Origin of the sequence: Pseudomonas sp. PP3 (genome assembly GCF_905336995.1) — a bacterium.
Lineage (GTDB): Bacteria > Pseudomonadota > Gammaproteobacteria > Pseudomonadales > Pseudomonadaceae > Aquipseudomonas > Aquipseudomonas reinekei.
On record NZ_HG995459.1, the window covers coordinates 2,255,360 to 2,272,486 of the forward strand.

Sequence of the window (17,127 nt, forward strand, 5' to 3'; positions counted from 1 at the left end):
GCTCCTTACCCAACCTCACCGACGCATATCTGCACAATGATCCTGTTCGGGTTGCGCAGCCGTGTACCACACGTAATCCGCGCTTTCGGCACTCACAGTCCTGCCCACCTCGGCCAGCACCAGCACCGCATTACCCTCACCAGCACCTATGTCCTTCAAATGCAGCGGCACACCCAGATCCTTGCGCGCATGGAACGCCCCGGCCAGCAACAGCGCAGGCGTCGGCGCCGCCATCAGGCGCTCGGCCATGCGCCGGTCACGCTGCTGCTGCACGGCGAGCATTGCCGGCATCTGCGTTTCGGGCAGCAAACCACAATGGGATTCACGAATGTCCTCCAGCAATGTCGCTTGCACCTGTTCACTGGTGGACGCTTCGCCGCTGAGGGGCGGACGCTGTTTGTAGATCTGCATGATCTGCGCCCGGTCCAGGTTGGCCGACAGCAATGGGTAAGGTTGGCCCAGGGCGTAAGTTACCACTGCGCCGTAAACGCCCCAATCCCAATTGGCTTGCCAGGACAGCGCCTGATAAGGATCGGCCGGTGGCTGTCCGGCGCGGGTCGCGGCCTGCGCGGCATCGACGTTCGCCTGTTGGTCGGGGTTGAGCATTTCCATCAGCAGACTGCCCTGCGGACGCTGCGCCGCCAGTTGGCGCAGCAGCCACAGTTGCAGGGCATGGTGATCAGGGTTGTCGTGTTGCTCACCGACCAGCACCCGTGGCGCAGCCGCCAGGCGTTCGACCAGCGCTTGCGGGGTGAGGGTGTGCCCACTGGCGAGTTCAAGGATCACCCCGAAGTCGGCGTGGTCGCGGCCTTGCGGTGCGATCGGCGCGGGTGGCGGGGCGACGTAATGGGATTGGCAGGCAGCCAGCAGGCTGATCAGGCATAGCAGCAGAATGCGCATCGGTATTCCTTAATCAGACGGTGGCCCCCTCGGGCACCGGGGAGGGGCGGGTATCAGCGCGCGATAATCAAGGGATGGCCGCGCTCCGGGTGTTGGTGGATCAGCACCTGCAGCCCGTACACCGCTTGCAGTGCCTCGGCGGTCAGCACTTCTTCCGGCGGGCCATAAGCGTGCGGTCGACCGTCCTGCAACAGCAGCAACTGATCGCAATACCGCGCGGCCAGGTTGAGGTCGTGCAGGATCACCAACACCGCCGCACCGCGCCCGGCGAAGTCGCGCACTGCTTTCAGGATGGTGTGCTGGTGCAAAGGATCGAGCATTGAAGTCGGCTCGTCGAGCAGCAGGATCTGCCCCTCGGCGCCCGGCCACAGTTGCGCAAGCACCCGCGCCAGATGCACGCGCTGGCGCTCGCCACCGGACAAGGCCAGATAACTGCGCCCGGCGAGGTGCAAGGCGTCGGCCGCGCTCAGGGCTTCGGCGACGATTTCAGCATCGCGCACGCGACCGCTGGCATGGGGCAGACGGCCCATGCCCACCACTTCATTGACCGAAAAAGCGAAGTTCAGGCTCGAACTCTGGGGTAGCACCGCCAGGCGTTTGGCCCGCTCCTGACCGGGCCAGTCGGCGAGTTTGCGCTCGTCGAGGCTGACCGTGCCTTCGCTGATCGGCAGTTCATCGCACAGGGCGGCGAGCAAAGTGCTTTTGCCCGCGCCGTTCGGCCCCAGCACGCCAAGGACTTCACCCGGACGCAACGCGATATCGATGTCGGCCAGTACGGTGCGACTGCCGCGCCGGACCAGCAAGTTTTTGGCCCGCAGCATCAGGTGCGCCCCCGTACCAGCAGATAAAGGAAGAAGGGTGCACCGATGAGTGCGGTGACGATGCCGATCGGCAATTCGGCCGGTGCCAGCAGCAGGCGGGCGACCAGATCGGCCAGCAACAACAGGCTGGCGCCGGCGAGCAACGAGGCCGGCAACAGCACCCGATGATCGGGTCCGACCAGCAGACGCATCAGGTGAGGCACCACCAAACCGATAAAGCCGATCAGGCCTGCTGCTGCCACTGCAGCGCCGACGCCCAGCGCCGTGCACAGCACCAGCTCAAGCTTGATCCGTTCGACATTGAACCCCAGGTGCCTGGCTTCCGATTCGCCCAGCAGCATCGCATTCAGCGCTGCTGCGCGACGGGGCAACCACAACGCCACGCCCACTGCCACGATCAGCAACGGCCACAAACGCGGGTAGCTGGCGCCGTTGAGGCTGCCGAGGTTCCAGAAAGTCAGGGTACGCAAGGTGGCGTCGTCGGCGAGGTAAGTGAACAGGCCGACACCGGCCCCGGCCATGGCCGTCATCGCCACGCCGGCCAACAACATGGTGGCAACGTTGGTCTGGCCGTTGCTGCGGCCAAAGCGATACACCACCGCCGTGACGATCAGGCCCCCGGCGAACGCGCAGACCGACAACAGATAGGGTTCGACGGCCGGCGGCAACCCGCCCATCATGCTGCCGCCAATGATGGCGATGGCCGCGCCCAGTGCCGCACCGCCAGACACACCGACCAGCCCCGGATCCGCCAACGGGTTGCGAAACAAGCCCTGCATCGCCACGCCCGACAGCGCCAGTACCGAACCGACCGCGATGCCCAGCAAGCTGCGGGGCAGGCGGATCTGACCGAGGATCAGCTCCGCCTGTTGCGTGTCACCACCGCCAACCGGCAAGCCGAGCAAGCGCAGCCCGGCGAGCAAGGTATCGCCCAGCGGCAAGCTGACCGGCCCAATGGCCAGGGACAACCAGAACACCAGCGCCAGCAACAGACCCAAGGTAATCAACAGCGGCCGCGGCCGCACGATGGCCGTCATCGGCGCTGAGCCTGAACACCCGGATAGAGCGCCAACGCGCAGGCCGGCAGTGATTTGATACGCATCAGGTGGCTCCCTTGATCGATCAGGACGGTGGCGGTTGCGGCCAGGGCGCGCCTGATAGCGGGACAACCCTTTCACCGTCGGCATCGAAACCTTCGAAGCGGGTGATGATGCCATCAACCCTCGGTTGACGTCCTCACCTGACGCTATAAAACCGTTCAGGAGCAGCTTGCTGGCGATTGCGGTGGGTCATTCAGTGATGATGTTGGCTGACACTCCGTCATCGCGAGCAAGCTTGCTCCTACAGGGGATTGGGTCGCACACGAAAACTGCGTGCCCACAGATATCAAACTGTAGGAGCCGGCTTGCTGGCGATCGCGGTGGGTCATTCAGCGATGATGTCGGCTGACCGTCCGCCATCGCGAGCAAGCTTGCTCCTGCAGTGGATCGGGTCGCACACAAAATCTGCGTGCCCACAGAGATCAAACCGTAGGAGCCGGCTTGCTGGCGATCGTGGTGGGTCATTCAGTGATGATGTTGGCTGACACTCCGTCATCGCGAGCAAGCTTGCTCCTACAGTGGATTGGGTCGCACACAAAATCTGCGTGCCCACGGATATCAGGAGCCGGCTTGCTGGCGATCGCGGTGGGTCATTCAGCGATGATGTCGGCTGACCGTCCGCTATCGCGAGCAAGCTTGCTCCTGCAGTGGATCGGGTCGCACACGAAATCTGCGTGCCCACGGATATCAGGAGCCGGCTTGCTGGCGATCGCGGTGGGTCATTCAGTGATGATGTTGGCTGACCGTCCGCGATCGCGAGCAAGCTTGCTCCTACAGGGGATTGGGTCGCACACGAAATCTGCGTACCCACGGATATCAGGTGCCGGCTTGCTGGCGATCGCGGTGGTTCATTCAGCGATGATGTCGGCTGACCGTCCGCCATCGCGAGCAAGCTTGCTCCTACAGGGGATTGGGTCGCACACGAAATCTGCGTGCCCACAGATTTCAAACCGTAGGAGCCGGCTTGCTGGCGATCGTGGTGGGTCATTCAGCGATGATGTTGGCTGACACTCCGCTATCGCGAGCAAGCTTGCTCCTACAGGGGATCGGGTCGCACACGAAAACTGCGTGCCCACAGAGATCAAACCGTAGGAGCCGGCTTGCTGGCGATCGTGGTGGGTCATTCAGCGATGATGTTGGCTGACCGTCCGCTATCGCGAGCAAGCTTGCTCCTACAGGGGATTGGGTCGCACATAAAATCTGCGTGCCCACAGCTATCAATCCGTAGGAGCCGGCTTGCTGGCGATCGTGGTGGGTCATTCAGCGATGATGTTGGCTGACCGTCCGCCATCGCGAGCAAGCTTGCTCCTACAGGTTCGGCTTTACCGGTCGAGTTCGGCCAACGCCCTGGAAACCCCAGCCCCATAAGACGGGTCAGCCAGGTTGCAATGGGCGATATGTCGTTGCTGCACTTGCTGCGAAACACCACTGAGCGAACGCGCGGTGTTTTCGAACAGCGCCTGTTTCTCCGACGCCGACATCAGGCGGAACAGGTTGCCGGGTTGTTCGAAGTGGTCTTCGTCCACGCGGTGATCCCAATGCCCGGCAGCGCCAGAGATCTTCAGCGGTGGTTCACGCCAATCCGGCTGGTCGGCCCATTGGTCATCGCTGTTGGGGACGTACGCCAATTGGCCGCCGTAGTTACCGTCCACGCGCATGGCGCCGTCGCGATGGAAGCTGTGCACCGGGCAACGGGCGGCGTTGACCGGGATCTGGTGATGATTGACCCCCAGGCGATAACGCGCGGCATCGCCGTAGGCAAACAGGCGCGCTTGCAGCATCCGGTCCGGTGAGAAGCCGATACCAGGGACTACATTCGATGGCGAGAACGCCGCTTGTTCGACTTCGGCGAAGACGTTTTCCGGGTTGCGGTTGAGCTCGAAGTAACCCACTTCGATCAACGGGTAGTCTTTGTGTGGCCAGACCTTGGTCAGGTCGAACGGATTGACGCCGTGGTCGTGCGCCTGGTCTTCGGTCATGACCTGGATGTAGAACGTCCAGCGAGGAAAGTCGCCCGCTTCGATGCTGTCGAACAGATCCCGATGATGACTTTCACGGTCGCGGCCAATCAGCTTTTCAGCCTGTTCGTCACTCAGGTTTTCCACGCCTTGCTGGCTCTTGAAGGTGAACTTGACCCAATGCCGCTCGTTGTTGGCGTTGATCAGGCTGAACGTGTGGCTGCCGAAACCGTGCATGTGCCGGTAGCTACGCGGAATGCCACGCTGGCTCATGACGATGGTCACCTGATGCAAGGCTTCGGGCAGCGACGTCCAGAAATCCCAGTTGCTTTGCGCATTGCGCATGCCCGTGCGCGGGTCGCGTTTGACCGCGTGGTTGAGGTCCGGGAAGCGCAGTGGGTCGCGGAAAAAAAACACCGGCGTGTTGTTGCCGACCAAATCCCAGTTGCCTTGTTCGGTGTAGAACTTCAAGGCAAAACCACGAATGTCGCGTTCGGCATCGGCGGCGCCGCGCTCACCGGCCACGGTCGAGAAACGGGTGAAGATCGGTGTTTGCTTGCCCACTTCCGAAAACAACCGAGCCTTGGTGTAGCGCGTCACGTCGTGGGTCACGGTGAAGGTGCCGTAGGCGCCGGAACCTTTGGCGTGCATGCGCCGCTCGGGGATAACTTCGCGGTCGAAGTGGGCGAGTTTTTCCAGCAGCCAGACATCTTGCAGCAGCGCGGGGCCGCGAGGGCCAGCGGTCTGGATATTGAAGTTGTCGACGACCGGAGCGCCGTTGATCGAAGTCAGTTTGTTTTTTGACATGGCACGGTTTCTTTAAGTTGAGGTTTTAGTTGAGTGGGTGGAGTGGAAGTCTTAACTAATCGAAAACTGATAAAGAAAATGTTATTTGTTTTGGCGCTACAGCACAGTGCTGCTAACGGTAAGTAAGTGCCTACCTGGGTTTGAGTTGGCCATACCAAAGTGTTAAAAATTTATTGGCCAAATGGTCAACATCAAGCCCGGCGTTTAAGGGCTCGTTCTATACAGGCCAGCAGCGCATCGGTATTGAACGGCTTGGAAAAATAACCTTCGGGTTTTCGCACGCGCGCGCTGAACTGTGGCGGCAGGCCCGGCATTCCGGTGATGAACAGCGTGGGGATATGAGCATTTCGTGCCGCCAGCGCTTCGTACATTTGCACCCCGCACATGCCAGGCATCTGAATATCCGAGATCAGGCAGTCAGTCTGCTCCGGGCCACTGGATTCAAGAAACGCATAGGCACTGTTATAGGTGTTCACCGTGTAGCCGTAAGAACGCAATAAACTGTCCAGCGAGATAAGAATTAGTTCGTCATCATCAACAACTGAAATAATAGCTGAGTTGAACATGTAGAAACCTTGCGTCATTGCGAGTGGCGCTAAGTGGCGCCCGCCATACTTGCAAGATACGCGCTCCAAGAAAGCGGAATAGTATACTTGGGTATGTTTGCTGGTTGATTTTCGATAATTAAAGAAACGCTGTCACCAAGGCTGTCCATCGGCCAGGTTGGCTTCGATCAGCGACAGGAAACGCGCGTTGTGCCGTGTGCATGCTTCAAAAAACCGTTTGCTGGCGTTGTCCTTGTTGGCGATCGCGCATTCGCAGTAGTCGCGCAGCAATACATCGACGGCCCGCAGTCGGCGAGTTCCCTGACAAATCCCGCTCAGGCAATCGGCAAAACACTGCGGGTCGTGGGTGTCATTCAGGCTGAACAGGGCGGGTGTCTCGGCGTATCCGCCCAGGTCGGTGATGCCACCGGCCAGGAATTCGGCGTAGTCGGCATTGGCGCGCACCAGGCGTCGGAACAGTTGTTGCACCGGCAGGAAGCTGACGTTCTGCAGTTTCTGCTGACCCCGTTTGAGCTGCGCAAGAATGCCCAGCGTAGTGCTCAGCGTCTGCGTCAACGCGTCGATGATTTCTACGCGCTCGGAAATGGACAGGGACGTGTGTGCACCATAGCGACTGATGCGCAGCGGATGACTGGCGATGTACAGCTTTTGCAGTGCGTTCATGACAACCGTCCTCAGGTCAGCGCGTCGGCTCAATGAGTTGATTCATTCAAGGTGACCAGCGTAAATCGGTGCGCGCCGCATAACACTCCTACCTCAAGACAGTGGCGTAGCACATGGGGCTACGGTCGTCATACCTGGGTATGAGTCAAGAAAACCAGCCTGTTGCAGTGGCTGCTGCAACGAAAATAAGACGGGGCAAGCCTTGCCTGACGCAAGGCCTGTCGGTCAGGCACTGGCCTGGAATTGCGATTGCAGCAATGAGCCCCATTGCTCCTGATTGTCCGGTCGGCGGTAGTACACCACCATGTGCCGGGCGACCTGCATCGCGACTTCGCGACCGCCGTCAGCCTCGACCAGTGCCAAAGCCAGATCGATCCCCGCGCTGATGCCCGCAGAGGTCCATACCGACTGCTGCTGCACGAAGATCGCTTCCGGGTCGAGTTCGACCTCGGGGTACATGCGCTCGAACCACTCGGCCATCACCCAATGGGTCGCGGCGCGCCGGCCATCGAGCAAACCGGCCTGGGCCAGCAAGAATGTGCCGCTGCACACTGACGCCGTACGCGTGGCGGTGACTGAAGCATCGCGCAGCCAATCCACCAGCGCTGTGCTTTGGGCAACGATCTGGCGAATGCTCGGGGAGCCGGGGACGATCAGGGTATCGACCGGGTTATTGTCAAACTCGCTCAGCTTTCGGCTTTGCACCACCAGGCCTTCTGCCGTCTGGATTTCCCCGCCGGTGAGGCTGGCGGTGTGCAACGCGTAGCCCGGCAGGCCGCGTTCGGTCATGGCATGGTTGGCCACCCAGAACACGGTCTGGGCACCGGTCAGGTCCAGCAGACCCATTTGCGGGTAGGCCACGAAGACAATGTTTCGCGGTAGGGCGTCATCAGAATGGCGGCTTGCTTGATCGATAGACACTGCGAGGTCTCCAAATCGCCGCATGGCGGCATGTGTGGATGAACGTTATTCAGCGTGACTCACGGGCATTAGCGGAATCGCAAACAGAAATTGCGTGCCCACCCCCACTTCACTGGACGCCCAGATGCGCCCACCGTGAAATTCAATGATCGAACGGCAAATCGAGAGCCCCATGCCCAGGCCGGTGGGTTTGGTCGTGAAGAACGGATCGAACAGTGACGGAAGAATGTCTTCGGCAATGCCCGTGCCGGAATCGGTGATTTCAAGCACTGCTTCGTGGTCCTGTATCGACGTCTGGACCCGCAGCGTTCGTGCCCGGTCATGCACATTGGCCATGGCCTGACAGGCATTGACGATCAGGTTGATGATCACCTGCTGCAGTTGTATGCGGTCGCCCTGAATGCGCGCGCCGGGGGCGCCCAGTTGCGAGTGCGGGCGAACCTGCTGCATGCAGATGTCATGTTGCATGAGCGTCAGTGAGTCGCTGACGATCTCGTCGAACACTTCGATCTGGCGCTGCACCTCACTCTGGCGCGAGAGCGCCCTGATGCAAGTGATGACATCGGAAACCCTGGCCGAATTCTGGATGATCCGGTCCAGCGAACGGCGTGCTTCATCGAGGTTCGGGTCCGGGCGGTTGATCCAGCGTTTGCAGGATTCACCGCTGGTGATCACCGCCGCCAACGGTTGATTGATTTCATGGGCGATGGAGGCGGCCAGTTCCCCCATGGAGGTCACGCGTGTCACATGCGCGAGTTTTGCCTGGCTGTGCAGCAGTGCTTCTTCGGCGTGTCTGGAGGCGGTCACGTCCATCAAGGCGCCGACGTATTCAACGCGTCCGCCATGCTTGAACAGTGGGTTGGCGATCATCTGCACATGCTTGATCCGGCCATCGGGCATGACCAGACGATGCTCCACTTCGATCAGGCTTTTCTGGCGTGCGGCCTGTTCCAGCACACTGTCGATAATGGCCAGGTCATCGGGATGAGTGCGTCCGCGGACCATCGCCAGCGTCGGTGTTTCGCCCAGCGGGAGCTCGAAAATCCGCGAGGCTTCTTCCGACCACGACACGATCACTTCGTCATCAATGGTAAAGCCGACACTGCCGGTGTGACTGAGTTTTTGTGCGCCCAGAAAGAACGCTTCCTTGCGGCGTAATGATTCGGTCGCGCGCTTGCTGCGCAGCGCCAGCAAGGTGATGGTGGTCAGCGCGATCAGGCAACGCACAAACCCGGCGATCAGCTTGTGATCGCGGTAGCCTGCGTCGACCAGGAAACTGGTGGTGAGGATGGCCACGCAACCGAAGGCGACGGCCAGAAAAACCGGAACCGGAAAAAAGTTAGCCGACATGAACACCAGCGTGATGTAGAACAGCGTCGGTGCAATATCCAGATCAAGGTACGAGTTGGTAATAAAGATCATGCTGCCCACCGCAATGGCGGCCAGCCAGGCCAGGGCATCTGACAAAAAAAGTTTCTTGCAACGTTTGATGATAGACATTTGTTCTTCCAGATTTTTGCTATCGAACGGCAACTCGCAAGGCATCAGGGATGCCGGGCAAACTCTCTGTGAGGGGCGTTTCTGTTGTTGGGCAAAAGCGCTACTGAAATGGGCTGTTCATCCGTCCTTTGGAGCAAATGTTTATCGGGGTTGCAGTGGCTTTGACTTGATAAAAAACGCCCGCCAGAAAAACCAGTGGCGGGCGGTTGGGAAATGTCCCGGTCCAGCAAGGAGAGGGCTGGCCGGGGTACAGGCGTTCAACTTCACTTCAACCGGTGAAACCCCGCTGCGTTGTCACCGGGTTGCGTCGCAGACGATTGATTGACAACAAGCGCATCACATAGCCCAGCTTGATGGCCGTTGGGCCGAGTATCGTCAAGGCATGGGCCATCACCAGGCTGGGCAGAGACAGATACGCGTCATAGCCGTAGGCCAGGACCGCGCCGATGATCAGAGCGAACAATCCGCCGATCAGCAGCACGCAGGACAGCTTCAGCACTCGATACGGATCTTCAAAAAAACCGTACATATCGATCACCCGCAGCCTGCAACCTTAAGCCACTGGAATCAGCGGATCGGCGGCGGCCAGTGCAGCGGCACGGTCTGCCGCCGGCGGGTAGATCCACACGGAGTTGATCTGGCTCTTGAGTTCCTTGGCTTCCTGTTTCACCAGTTTCACCTGGCGATCCCAGCCCTCGGTGAACACGGCGCCCCAGGTGCCCAGGTCCAGGCAAGTGACGTACTTGGGTTGGCTGTACGGAATTGGCTCGACGCCCAGCAATTCGGCGGCGACGTTGTTGCCGGCATAACGGCCCAGGGCAATCGCATGCTGACAGGACATGGCGGCGAAGTTGCCCAGGTCATCGGTGGCGGCATAGGCCACGTCACCGGCGGCGTAGACATCGGCGTGGCCGCGTACTTTGAGGTTCTGATCCACATGCAGGCGACCCTGATGATCGCGGGTGCCTTGCACTTGTTCGGTCAGCGTGTGGGCGCGGAAACCCACGGTCCAGATCACGGTGCTGGATTCGATGCGACGGCCATCGGCGAGGGTGACACCGCCTGCATCGACCGAGGCCGTCGTGGCGCCGACGATCCATTCGATGCCCAGATGCTCCGAGGCCTCGACGATGGATGGACGGATGCCATCGCCCAAAGCTGAACCGAGCTGTGGGGCGCGTTCGATTACAACCACGCGAATGTCGGCGTCGTCACCCAGTGCGGCACGCAGGCGCGCCGGCATTTCCGTTGCGGTTTCGATACCGGTGAAACCACCGCCGATAACCACTACGGTGTTGCGGGCAGCACTGGCCGGCTTGCTCTTCAGCGCCTTGATGTGCGTTTCCAGTTCGGTGGCGGATTCGATTTCATCAACATCGAACGCATGCTCCAGGCCTTCGAGCGGCGGACGGTTCAGCTTGCTGCCGGCGGCCAGCACCAGGCGGTCGTAGCTCAGCTTGCCCTGGATGCCAGCGATGTTGCTGTAGCTGACTTGTTTGGTTTTCTCGTCGATCTCTTCGGCCGAACCCTGAACGAATTTCACGCCCACGGCCTTGAACAAATCGTCCAGCGGCGCTTTCATGGTGTGCACGTCGGGTTCGTAGAAACGCGGGCGGATCCGCAGCTCGGCCTGAGGCGCGAGCACGGTGATCTCGACGTCATTTCGATCGTGCTTGTCCAGCAGACGGGCAGCGCTCAATGCGCTCCAGACACCACCGAAGCCTGCACCAATAATCAAAATTTGCTGTTTCATTGTTTTGCTCCTGAAGAACAATCGAGGGCGTGAAAAAGTTGCGGTGATATAAGCACCACCGCGATGGCTATATATTCGCGAAGTGGCTAGACAACGCGGCGCAGACGGATTGGCTTGATCTGGAACAGATGGTATTCGAGAGGTTTAAATCTGACACTGCTACATAGGGTCAGCGCGAGTATGAGTAAGTATGAACGGGCTATACCAAGGTATTAGTGGCTTTAAATCGCCGAAGTTAGTTACGTCGATTCAGCACAGTTTCGACACAGGCGAGCAACTTGTCAGTGGAAAAAGGCTTGGGGAAAAAGGCAATCGGTGTACGCGCGCTTTTACCGGGCGGACGCTGTGCATAAGGGTTGCCGGTGATGAAAATCACCGGGATATGAATGCCCCGGGCCGCCAGTTGCTCATACATGGTGATCCCGTCCATGTCCGGCATTTGTATGTCGGAGATCAAACAGGACGTGATGACCGGGCCATCGGAAAAAAGAAACTCGTGCGCCCCCGCGTAAGTGCGAACCGTATAACCACTGGATCGCAATAAACTGTCTAACGCCATTCGAACGGATTCATCGTTATCGACAACGGCAATCATTGCCTCGTCATGCATAGTGGTGTCCTGCCTGGTAGCGCAGAACACTGAAAAGACTCTGCGCCATCCATGCAAGATACGCTGTCCTGAAAAGGCGTACAGCATACGTGGGTATAGTCACCTGATTGCGGGCTGGGCCGAGATCACCTCAGACATGCGCACCAGATCGGCAAAAGAACGAGCACCCATTTTGCGCATGGCCTGGCCGCGATGGATCTTCACGGTGATTTCGCTCAAGCCGATTTCCCCGGCAATCTGTTTGTTCATCAAACCCGAGGCCGCCAGCGCCATCACCGTTTGTTCCCGGGCGGTCAGTGTCTGGTGACGCGCCCGCAGTTCATCGGCATGGCGCTCGGACTCGCGGCGTTGTTTATCCCGGCTATGGGCGGCGCACACCGCATCGATCAGGTCCTGTTCGCGGAAGGGCTTGGTCAGGAAATCCACCGCCCCGGCTTTCATGGCCCGCACCGTCATGGCGATATCGCCGTGTCCCGTAATGAAAACGATGGGGACGTTGATGCCGGCAATGGCCAGGTCGTGTTGAAAGTCCAGGCCACTGCTGCCTTGCAACCTCACATCCAGCACCAGGCAACTGACCGTGTCCGGTCGCTGGTACTTCATGAACTCGGCAACCGAACCGAACAACTCGACCCGCAGGCCGATGGAACGCAACAGACTGCCGAGGGATTCGCGCAGCGGCGCATCGTCGTCAACGATGAAAACCATGGACTCGTTGTGGGTGATTTTGTTGAGTGGATGCTGTTCGTTCATTGCTGATTCCCAAGGGTTGGACGCGCAACCGCCCGGCGCTGTGTTCCTGCCGAGGGACGCTACATTAATTGTCAGTCGGACCGGCGGCACTCATACCTGTGTATTAAATGGCTGCGGCAAAGCCCTGGTCATTGGCGACGCGTATCGGCAGGGCGAACAGAAACGAGCTGCCCTGGCCATTTGCGCTGGTGGCCCAGATTCGCCCTTCGTGGAAATCGATGATCGAACGACAAATGGAAAGGCCCATGCCCAGGCCGTTTGCCTTGGTGGTAAAGAATGGGGTGAACAACTGCGGCAAGACGTCGGCAGGAATGCCGGGGCCTTGATCGGCGACTTCCAGCAGCACCTCGTTGGCTTTCACCCAGGTGCGAATGCACAGCGCGCGTTCGCAAGGGCTGACCGCGTCCATGGCCTGGCAGGCATTGATGATCAGGTTGATGATGACTTGCTGCAGCTGCACGCGATCGGCGCTGACCTGCCCGCCGAACGCGTTCAGCTCGATCTGTGGAGTGATCTTGTGGTGGGCCAATTCATAGCGAACCAGGCTCAGGGTCTCACTGACGATATCGTTCAACGACTCGTTCTGGCGCAGCGGATCGCACTTGCGCGATAACGCCCGAACCCGACGGGTGATTTCACTCGCCCGGCTCGAACTGGCGATGATCCGTTCGAGTGACTGGCGTGCCTCAAGCACATCGGGCTGCGGACGGCTGAGCCAGTTGCGGCAGGCTTCGGCACTGCTGGTGATCGCCGCCAGCGGTTGATTGACCTCATGGGCGATGGAGGCCGCCAGTTCGCCCAGGGAGGTCACGCGGGTGACGTGGGCCAATTCAGTCTGGGCGCGGCACAGCGCTTCTTCAGCCTCTTTGCTGGCGGTCACGTCCATCAGCGCGCCCAAGTACTCAAAGCTGCCCTGACGGGTGAAGAGCGGAGTGGCGAACAGGTGCAGATATTTGATCCGACCATCCGGCATCAGCAGGCGGTGTTTGACCTCGATCAGGGTTTCATGGCGTGCAGCCTTTTCGAAACCGGCCAGTACCAGTGGCAGGTCATCGGGATGGGTACGCTCCAGGAACAAGGCCACCGAGGGCGACGTTCGCGCCGGGTATTCGAGAATTCGTGCCGCCTGCTCCGACCAGCCCATTCTCCCGAGGTCTGCGCGAAAGCCGAAGCAGGCGGTCTGGGTCAGGCACTGGGCACCGACCATATAGACTTCATTGTGGCGCAGGTTGTCGGAGATCTTTTTGCTGCGCAGCGCCAGATACATAATGGCTGCCAGCACCGCCAGGCTGTGCAGCAGGTCGGTGGTCGTTTCCCAGCGCTGAAACCCGCCCTGATACAGGCACATCGACGTCAGCACCAGCATGCAGAACAAGGCGACCACGATCACCGCACTGATCGACAGCAAATTGATCGCCATCAGCAACAACGCGATATAGAGCGTGGTGGTGGTGAGGTCGGTACGGGTTTCGGTGTTGATCAGTATCCCGCACGCCACGATCAAGCCCATCAGCCACACCAGGAGGTTCTCCAGCGGCTTGAGACTGAGACCGAGCATAAGGCGAGAAGTCCTTTGGCCTATGTTGTACAGCATCTTGCTGCAGGTTCCTTGTGCAAAGGGAGGCGTGCGCGGGTGGGCTGACTTTTTGCCTGGAATTTCGATCATGCGCGCCTCGGTTTTTTGTTCGGGCTGGGGCGGAGAATCGGTTCAGTATCCTAGAAGCTCGGGCTTGCCTCACGTTAGGACAAAAAACCAGAAAAAACTGCCACGGCGGCGGATCGCGCTGGCTGTGTGTAGGCGCAAATCATTCATTCCATTGATTTTTTTTAGTGGCGCTATACCGGAGTATCAGCGCGCTGACCTAACGCATGATCGTTCTGTCCGCATGTACGACAGACGTTTTGCAGGCTCGGTCATAACCTGTGCAGGCACCTTCCCGAACTCAATGGCCGTGTGCCGGGTAGCGAACCTCATGAACAGAAATGACCTGCGTCGTGCCGACATCAACCTGCTGGTGGTTTTCGAAACGATGATGCATGAGCGGAATGTCAGCCGCGTCGGCGAAAAGCTTTTTCTTGGGCAACCGACCATCAGCGGTGCCCTGGGCCGATTGCGCGTGTTGTTTGATGACCCGCTGTTCATTCGTTGCGGACGGGTGATGGAACCGACCGCGCGGGCCGAGGAAATCTTCGCCAACCTGGCGCCGGCGCTGGACGGCATCGCCGCCGCCCTGAGCCGTTGCCAATCCTTCGATCCACGCACCAGCGACACGACGTTTCATATCGGTCTGTCCGACGATGTCGAATACGCGCTGTTGCCACGGCTGTGGCGGCAACTGCAAATCGAGGCGCCGAACATCAAGTTGATTATGCTTCGGGTCGATCAGCAGCAGATGTCACAACGGCTGTTCAACGGCGACATCTCGCTGGGCATCAGCCACACCCTCGACCTGCCGGCCAGCGCGCGACGCAAGGGTTTGCGCCCGATCCGCCCGACGCTGCTGCGGTTTGACACGCGGCCGGGGCCGCTGGGGCTGGACGAATTCTGTCTGCGTCCGCATGTCGTGGTGTCATCCGTGGGCAATACCACGGATGACACCGACCACGCCCTGAGCCAGCTGGGCCGCCAGCGCAAAGTGGTGCTGAGCGTCCCGCAGTTCAGTGCGTTGCCGGGGTTGCTCGGGCAAAGCGACATGCTGGCCATCGTGCCGGATTACGTGGCCAAAGCAATGTTACCGGTGGCGGGAATGAGGGCTGAGCCGGCACCGCTGCAATTGCCGGTACACGAGCTGTCGATGGTCTGGCGCGCAGCGGCGCACGGGGATTCGGGCCAGCGTTGGCTGCGTTCGCGCTGCAGTGCGTTTCTCTGTGAGCCGGTCGAGTTGCAGGTGGTGCCCAAACTTCGACCGGCGATTCACCGCGATCAGGCTTTGCTGGCGGCCAGATAGGCGCCGAGACGCTTGCCCATTTCTTCACCCAGTGCCTGCAAGCCGCTGAGCGGACGGACCATCACTTCGAAATCGACGATTTTCCCCTGCTCGTTGAAGCGGATCATGTCGATGCCCTTGAGTTGCTTCTCGCCGACCCTGGCGCTGAACTCGAGGATGACATTCAAGCCGTCGGCGGTCGCCAGTTCACGGTGATACGTGAAGTCTTCGAACACCTGGAATACCGTGTTGAGAATCATCGAGACCACCGGCGCGCCCGGATACGGCGTGTGCGCCATCGGCGAGCGGAACACCGCTTGCGGGTCCAGCAGCGCCGGCAAGGACTTCAAGTCGCCGCTACTGATCATCGTGTGCCACAGCTTCAAGGACTCTGCGGCTTTGGGGTGCAGTTGCAGTTCAGACATATTCAACTCCTGTTTATTGTTGTTGTTCAAAGCTTGCCTGATGCGGGGTTATCAGATGGGTGGGTGTAGTAGGCTCGTCAGCATCTTACGCAGAAAAGAGCCATAGATTCGCTTAAAAACCGGCCACGAAAAAGCCCGGCTGATCAGGCCGGGCTTTTCGAGGTGTTGCGGTGAAGCGAATCAATCAGGCGACGGTGTTGCCGTGCAGGCGGTCGGAGCCATCAGCGGCGACTTCGTTGCCTTTCAGACGATCCGAGCCATCAGCGGCGACGGTGTTGCCGTGCAGGCGGTCGGAGCCATCGGCGGCGACTTCGTTACCTTTCAGACGATCCGAACCATCGGCGGCGACTTCGTTGCCTTTCAGACGATCCGAACCATCAGCCGCGACGGTGTTGCCGTGCAGGCGGTCGGAACCATCAGCAGCGACTTCGTTGCCTTTCAGACGATCCGAGCCATCGGCAGCGACGCGTTTTTCGATCAGGCGATCCGAACCGCCTTCAGCTACGCGATTCTGGATCAGACGATCCGAACCACCTTCAGCCACACGGCTTTCAATCAGTCGGTCCGAGCCGCCTTCGGCGACTACGGGTTGAGCAGAGGTCGCGGCAAAAGCGTTAACTGCGAAGATCGAGAATGCGATGCTGAGGATGGTTTGGCGTTTCATGATCGTGTGCTCCGGGGTGTTTGGTTGGTATGGAGCCAATGTTACGCCGCGGATTTTTTAAGAGAACTTCATTGAGTTAATGGTGACTATTGACGCAGTCAATGGATGCCTCGAACACCATCGTCGTCATTGATCCAGTACGCACAATTCGCCGGTTGCGCGGATCAATGCCTGGCCATGGAGGGCGTCCTTGATCAGGCTGGCGCGTTGTTCGGCCAGCCAGTTCGGGCATTCCGGGTCGACGCGATAGGGTGTGAAATCGGCGTATTGCTGCAACAGGCGGGCTTGCAGTGCATCCAGTTTGGGCCGGATTTGATTAAGGTCCGGTCGCGGTACGTCGGGCGCCTTGTGGGCGGCTTGCCAGATGGCGAGCAGTCCGTACTGCACCAGTTTGTTGGCTTCGATCTGGGCAGCGATCAGGTCGGCAGCTTCGTCCGGGTCGAGTTTCTGCTGCACCGCCTGCTTGCGGGCATTGGCGATGACCTGTGCTTCGCGGGCCGTATCCTGGACCGGCTTGCCAGTGTCCCATTTGGTCAGCGCCACCTGATCGGCAATATTCAGGCGCTCGTTGATCGTTGCCAGCAACGGCTGCAACGCATCGGGGGCCGGGGAGGTGGCGGCGTGAGCAGTGCCGGCGAGTAAACCGAACAGGGCGCAGCTCAGCAGTGGCGGCAGGCGTAGGCAATGGAACATAAGCAAACCTCTTGGGCACGGGATGCGCACCAGGTCTTATGTATCACAGCAGAGCCCAAGGCACGA

At 59.7% G+C, this 17,127-nt stretch carries 16 protein-coding genes and 2 pseudogenes; 1 reads left to right on the top strand and 17 read right to left on the bottom strand.

From position 1 onward, the window contains the following. Positions 1 to 15 precede the first annotated feature (15 nt). The 14 genes and pseudogenes from KHO07_RS10360 to KHO07_RS10420 form a co-directional block, all read right to left on the bottom strand. Complete coding sequence (locus tag KHO07_RS10360) at positions 16 to 900, bottom strand: ChaN family lipoprotein (RefSeq protein WP_212627120.1); 885 nt, start codon at positions 898 to 900, stop codon at positions 16 to 18. Positions 901 to 953: 53 nt separating this feature from the next. Beyond that, a complete protein-coding gene (locus tag KHO07_RS10365; RefSeq protein ID WP_212627121.1) occupies positions 954 to 1,721 on the bottom strand; it encodes a heme ABC transporter ATP-binding protein in 768 nt (255 codons plus the stop codon). After that, a complete protein-coding gene (locus tag KHO07_RS10370) occupies positions 1,721 to 2,758 on the bottom strand; it encodes an iron ABC transporter permease (protein ID WP_212627122.1) in 1,038 nt (345 codons plus the stop codon). The genes KHO07_RS10365 and KHO07_RS10370 overlap by 1 nt, the downstream gene beginning before the upstream one ends. 1,155 nt (positions 2,759 to 3,913) lie before the next feature. Continuing rightward, positions 3,914 to 4,033 (bottom strand): annotated as a pseudogene (locus KHO07_RS29135) (metal ABC transporter ATP-binding protein); the annotation flags it as partial. 110 nt (positions 4,034 to 4,143) lie between these two features. After that, the gene (locus tag KHO07_RS10375) at positions 4,144 to 5,586 is read right to left on the bottom strand and encodes a catalase (RefSeq protein ID WP_150735140.1); all 1,443 of its coding nucleotides are present in this window, start codon (positions 5,584 to 5,586) and stop codon (positions 4,144 to 4,146) included. A gap of 191 nt (positions 5,587 to 5,777) precedes the next feature. Further along, on the bottom strand, positions 5,778 to 6,152 hold the full coding sequence (locus KHO07_RS10380) for a response regulator (RefSeq protein ID WP_150735139.1): 375 nt from the start codon (positions 6,150 to 6,152) through the stop codon (positions 5,778 to 5,780). A 132-nt stretch (positions 6,153 to 6,284) separates the two neighbouring features. Continuing rightward, a complete protein-coding gene (locus tag KHO07_RS10385; protein WP_212627123.1) occupies positions 6,285 to 6,815 on the bottom strand; it encodes a hypothetical protein in 531 nt (176 codons plus the stop codon). Positions 6,816 to 7,058: 243 nt separating this feature from the next. Further along, positions 7,059 to 7,661, bottom strand: a pseudogene (locus KHO07_RS10390) (AraC family transcriptional regulator); the annotation flags it as partial. A gap of 120 nt (positions 7,662 to 7,781) precedes the next feature. After that, positions 7,782 to 9,236, bottom strand: a complete 1,455-nt coding sequence (locus KHO07_RS10395) for an ATP-binding protein (protein WP_150735137.1) — start codon at positions 9,234 to 9,236, stop codon at positions 7,782 to 7,784. A 268-nt stretch (positions 9,237 to 9,504) separates the two neighbouring features. Then, on the bottom strand, positions 9,505 to 9,765 hold the full coding sequence (locus KHO07_RS10400) for a transmembrane sensor/regulator PpyR (protein ID WP_150735136.1): 261 nt from the start codon (positions 9,763 to 9,765) through the stop codon (positions 9,505 to 9,507). Positions 9,766 to 9,789: 24 nt separating this feature from the next. Then, positions 9,790 to 10,989, bottom strand: a complete 1,200-nt coding sequence (locus KHO07_RS10405) for an NAD(P)/FAD-dependent oxidoreductase (protein WP_212627124.1) — start codon at positions 10,987 to 10,989, stop codon at positions 9,790 to 9,792. A 235-nt stretch (positions 10,990 to 11,224) separates the two neighbouring features. Continuing rightward, positions 11,225 to 11,599, bottom strand: coding sequence for a response regulator (locus KHO07_RS10410; RefSeq protein WP_212627125.1), 375 nt, complete (start codon positions 11,597 to 11,599; stop codon positions 11,225 to 11,227). Positions 11,600 to 11,698: 99 nt separating this feature from the next. Beyond that, positions 11,699 to 12,352, bottom strand: coding sequence for a response regulator (locus tag KHO07_RS10415; protein ID WP_150735133.1), 654 nt, complete (start codon positions 12,350 to 12,352; stop codon positions 11,699 to 11,701). A 103-nt stretch (positions 12,353 to 12,455) separates the two neighbouring features. Beyond that, positions 12,456 to 13,910, bottom strand: a complete 1,455-nt coding sequence (locus KHO07_RS10420; RefSeq protein ID WP_244858277.1) for an ATP-binding protein — start codon at positions 13,908 to 13,910, stop codon at positions 12,456 to 12,458. A 415-nt stretch (positions 13,911 to 14,325) separates the two neighbouring features. Between KHO07_RS10420 and KHO07_RS10425 the strand changes: the two genes are divergently transcribed. Next, the gene (locus KHO07_RS10425; RefSeq protein WP_212627127.1) at positions 14,326 to 15,300 is read left to right on the top strand and encodes a LysR substrate-binding domain-containing protein; all 975 of its coding nucleotides are present in this window, start codon (positions 14,326 to 14,328) and stop codon (positions 15,298 to 15,300) included. On the opposite strand, the gene KHO07_RS10430 is transcribed toward KHO07_RS10425, so the two are convergent. The 3 genes from KHO07_RS10430 to KHO07_RS10440 all read right to left on the bottom strand — a co-directional run bounded on the left by KHO07_RS10430 (position 15,276) and on the right by KHO07_RS10440 (position 17,061). After that, positions 15,276 to 15,704 carry a nuclear transport factor 2 family protein gene (locus KHO07_RS10430; protein ID WP_150735130.1) on the bottom strand — a complete coding sequence of 143 codons (429 nt, stop codon included), beginning with the start codon at positions 15,702 to 15,704 and terminating at the stop codon, positions 15,276 to 15,278. The genes KHO07_RS10425 and KHO07_RS10430 overlap by 25 nt on opposite strands. A gap of 184 nt (positions 15,705 to 15,888) precedes the next feature. After that, positions 15,889 to 16,368, bottom strand: a complete 480-nt coding sequence (locus tag KHO07_RS10435) for a hypothetical protein (RefSeq protein WP_212627128.1) — start codon at positions 16,366 to 16,368, stop codon at positions 15,889 to 15,891. A 126-nt stretch (positions 16,369 to 16,494) separates the two neighbouring features. Next, positions 16,495 to 17,061 carry a chorismate mutase gene (locus tag KHO07_RS10440; protein ID WP_212627129.1) on the bottom strand — a complete coding sequence of 189 codons (567 nt, stop codon included), beginning with the start codon at positions 17,059 to 17,061 and terminating at the stop codon, positions 16,495 to 16,497. Positions 17,062 to 17,127: the final 66 nt, after the last annotated feature.

Bases quoted from the DNA above. Each gene is read 5' to 3' on its own strand.
- KHO07_RS10410 (WP_212627125.1), bottom strand. From the start codon at position 11,599: ATGCATGACGAGGCAATGATTGCCGTTGTCGATAACGATGAATCCGTT.
- KHO07_RS10385 (WP_212627123.1), bottom strand. From the start codon at position 6,815: ATGAACGCACTGCAAAAGCTGTACATCGCCAGTCATCCGCTGCGCATC.
- KHO07_RS10440 (WP_212627129.1), bottom strand. From the start codon at position 17,061: ATGTTCCATTGCCTACGCCTGCCGCCACTGCTGAGCTGCGCCCTGTTC.
- KHO07_RS10360 (WP_212627120.1), bottom strand. From the start codon at position 900: ATGCGCATTCTGCTGCTATGCCTGATCAGCCTGCTGGCTGCCTGCCAA.
- KHO07_RS10430 (WP_150735130.1), bottom strand. From the start codon at position 15,704: ATGTCTGAACTGCAACTGCACCCCAAAGCCGCAGAGTCCTTGAAGCTG.
- KHO07_RS10370 (WP_212627122.1), bottom strand. From the start codon at position 2,758: ATGACGGCCATCGTGCGGCCGCGGCCGCTGTTGATTACCTTGGGTCTG.
- KHO07_RS10395 (WP_150735137.1), bottom strand. From the start codon at position 9,236: ATGTCTATCATCAAACGTTGCAAGAAACTTTTTTTGTCAGATGCCCTG.
- KHO07_RS10415 (WP_150735133.1), bottom strand. From the start codon at position 12,352: ATGAACGAACAGCATCCACTCAACAAAATCACCCACAACGAGTCCATG.
- KHO07_RS10405 (WP_212627124.1), bottom strand. From the start codon at position 10,989: ATGAAACAGCAAATTTTGATTATTGGTGCAGGCTTCGGTGGTGTCTGG.
- KHO07_RS10420 (WP_244858277.1), bottom strand. From the start codon at position 13,910: ATGCTCGGTCTCAGTCTCAAGCCGCTGGAGAACCTCCTGGTGTGGCTG.
- KHO07_RS10375 (WP_150735140.1), bottom strand. From the start codon at position 5,586: ATGTCAAAAAACAAACTGACTTCGATCAACGGCGCTCCGGTCGTCGAC.
- KHO07_RS10365 (WP_212627121.1), bottom strand. From the start codon at position 1,721: ATGCTGCGGGCCAAAAACTTGCTGGTCCGGCGCGGCAGTCGCACCGTA.
- KHO07_RS10425 (WP_212627127.1), top strand. From the start codon at position 14,326: ATGAACAGAAATGACCTGCGTCGTGCCGACATCAACCTGCTGGTGGTT.
- KHO07_RS10400 (WP_150735136.1), bottom strand. From the start codon at position 9,765: ATGTACGGTTTTTTTGAAGATCCGTATCGAGTGCTGAAGCTGTCCTGC.
- KHO07_RS10380 (WP_150735139.1), bottom strand. From the start codon at position 6,152: ATGTTCAACTCAGCTATTATTTCAGTTGTTGATGATGACGAACTAATT.
- KHO07_RS10435 (WP_212627128.1), bottom strand. From the start codon at position 16,368: ATGAAACGCCAAACCATCCTCAGCATCGCATTCTCGATCTTCGCAGTT.